Annotated in this window: 3 protein-coding genes; 2 read left to right on the top strand and 1 reads right to left on the bottom strand. The window is 65.7% G+C overall.

The window, feature by feature from the left end; translation table 11 throughout:
* The coding region (locus Q4G50_RS14620) for a DNA methyltransferase (RefSeq protein ID WP_303378386.1) at positions 1–351 on the top strand (351 nt) is incomplete at its 5' end.
* On the opposite strand, the gene Q4G50_RS14615 is transcribed toward Q4G50_RS14620, so the two are convergent.
* A complete protein-coding gene (locus Q4G50_RS14615) occupies positions 313–795 on the bottom strand; it encodes a molybdopterin-binding protein (RefSeq protein WP_303378385.1) in 483 nt (160 codons plus the stop codon). The genes Q4G50_RS14620 and Q4G50_RS14615 overlap by 39 nt on opposite strands.
* A 223-nt stretch (positions 796–1018) precedes the next feature.
* Between Q4G50_RS14615 and Q4G50_RS14610 the strand changes: the two genes are divergently transcribed.
* The coding region (locus Q4G50_RS14610) for an MFS transporter (protein ID WP_303378384.1) at positions 1019–2111 on the top strand (1093 nt) is incomplete at its 3' end.

Genomic DNA, 2111 nt, shown 5'->3' with positions numbered 1-2111 from the left:
CCGAATTTCCTCGACTTCCACGCCGAGTACAACCGCGTCGCCGCCGAGGGCGGGGTGAGCTTCCGCAACGGTAAGAAGCCGGAGGCGCTGCTGCGCCAGCTCATCGAGATGTTCACCGCACCGGGCGAGCTGGTCCTCGACTATCACCTCGGCTCCGGGACGACCGCCGCCGTGGCACTCAAGCTGGGCCGCCGTTTCCTCGGTATCGAGCGCGAGGACTACGCCCGGACCGTCGCCCTGCCGCGGCTGGAGGCCGTGGTGTCCGGGGAGCAGTCGGGCATCTCGGCGGAGGTGGGCTGGTCCGGGGGCGGGTCAGTCCACTTCCGCCAGGCGCTCGAAGATGTTCGGTAGCAGCGGGCACACCACCCCGAGCGCGTCGCGCACGCCACCGCGCGAGGAGGGCACGTTGATGATGAGCGCATCCTCCGGCCCCCGTCCCGTCAGCCCGATGAGCCCGCGCGAGAGGCCCGCCTGATCGGTGTTCGCCAGGCCCGCCAGCAGCACCTGAGTCATGAGGCCGGTGAGCTGCACCGCCAGGTGCGGGGCCGTCGCCTCCGGGGTGAGGTTGCGCGGCCCCAGGCCGGTGCCTCCGACCGTGACGATGACGCGGTGTCCGGCGGCGCGTGCCTGAGACAGGGTCGTGGACACGGCCTCGAGACCCTCGGGAACGATGCACGGGTCGGCGACCCGGAGGCCGGCGTCGCGAAGCAGCGAGACGGCGAGCTCCCCGGCAGCATTGTCGCGGTTGCCGGAGAGGACACGGTCGCTGGCGACGATGACAGTTGCATTGATCACATTTTTCTCCCGGTTCTGACCGCCTGTGGGCAGACCACCTGCAGGTGTGTCTCACGACACAATTACGCAACACATCTGTTGTTTAATTATGTTCGGACTTTTCCGTATAAAGTATGGCACAGGCACGAAAAGCAGGGTAAACCTGTATGTAATAACCACCACGGGCGGAATCACTCCGGCATGCCTGACCGGGACCATTCGGCCCCTGTCAAGTGAGGTTTGCATGAGCTCAGCTCTCAACACCGACGGTCGGGTACTCCACGGTTGGGACCCCGAAAATGAGGAGACCTGGGACTCCGGCATCGCCTGGAGAACCCTGTGGATCACCACCATCTCCCTGTTCATGGCCTTCTGTACCTGGTACCTGGTCGCGGCCATCGCCCCCGTCCTCAACCGGATCGGCTTCGATCTCTCCACCGCCCAGCTCTACTGGCTGACCTCCCTGCCCGGCCTCGCCGGTGGTCTGCTGCGCCTGATCTTCATGTTCCTCCCGGCCGTCATGGGCACCCGCAGGCTGGTGACGATGTCCTCCCTGCTGTTCGTCATCCCGATGTTCGGCTGGTTCTTCGCCGTCCAGAACACCGACACCCCCTTCTGGTGGCTGCTCGTCCTCGCCTTCCTCACCGGTATCGGCGGCGGCGTCTTCTCCGGTTTCATGCCCTCGACCGGGTTCTTCTTCCCCAAGCGTCTGTCCGGTACCGCCCTGGGACTGCAGGCCGGCCTGGGTAACTTCGGTGTCTCCTTCATCCTGCTGGTCGCCCCGTGGCTCATGGGCCTGACCCTGCTGGGCATCGGCTTCGTCGCCCCGCAGCGCGACGCTGACACCCACCTCTTCGTCCACAACCCCGCCATCGTCCTCGTCCCGTGGGCGATCGCCATCGCGGTCGTCGCGTGGATCTTCCTCAAGGACGTCCCCGTCAAGGCGAACTTCCGCCAGCAGATCGACATCTTCGGCAACAAGAACACCTGGATCCTCACGATCGCCTACCTCATGACGTTCGGCGCCTTCTCCGGCTTCGCCGCCCAGCTCGCGCTCATCATCAACAACGTCTACGGCGCCAACTCCGAGTTCGCCGCCACCTACGCCGTCGATGACCTGCCCAAGGGTGCCGCGTTCGCCTTCCTCGGACCCTTCATCGGCTCGCTCGTCCGCGCCGCCTGGGGTCCGCTGTGTGACCGCTTCGGCGGTGCGATTTGGACCTTCGTCTCCGGTGTCGGCATGACGCTGTCCACCATCGTCGCGGCCCTGTTCCTCACCCCGGACAACCCCGACCAGTTCTGGTGGTTCCTCGGCGCGATGCTCTTCCTGTTCTTCT

This window comes from Corynebacterium sp., from assembly GCF_030538285.1.
Lineage (GTDB): Bacteria > Actinomycetota > Actinomycetes > Mycobacteriales > Mycobacteriaceae > Corynebacterium.
The sequence above is the reverse complement of the archived record's forward strand: the minus strand, read 5'-3'. Positions and strand labels throughout refer to the sequence as shown.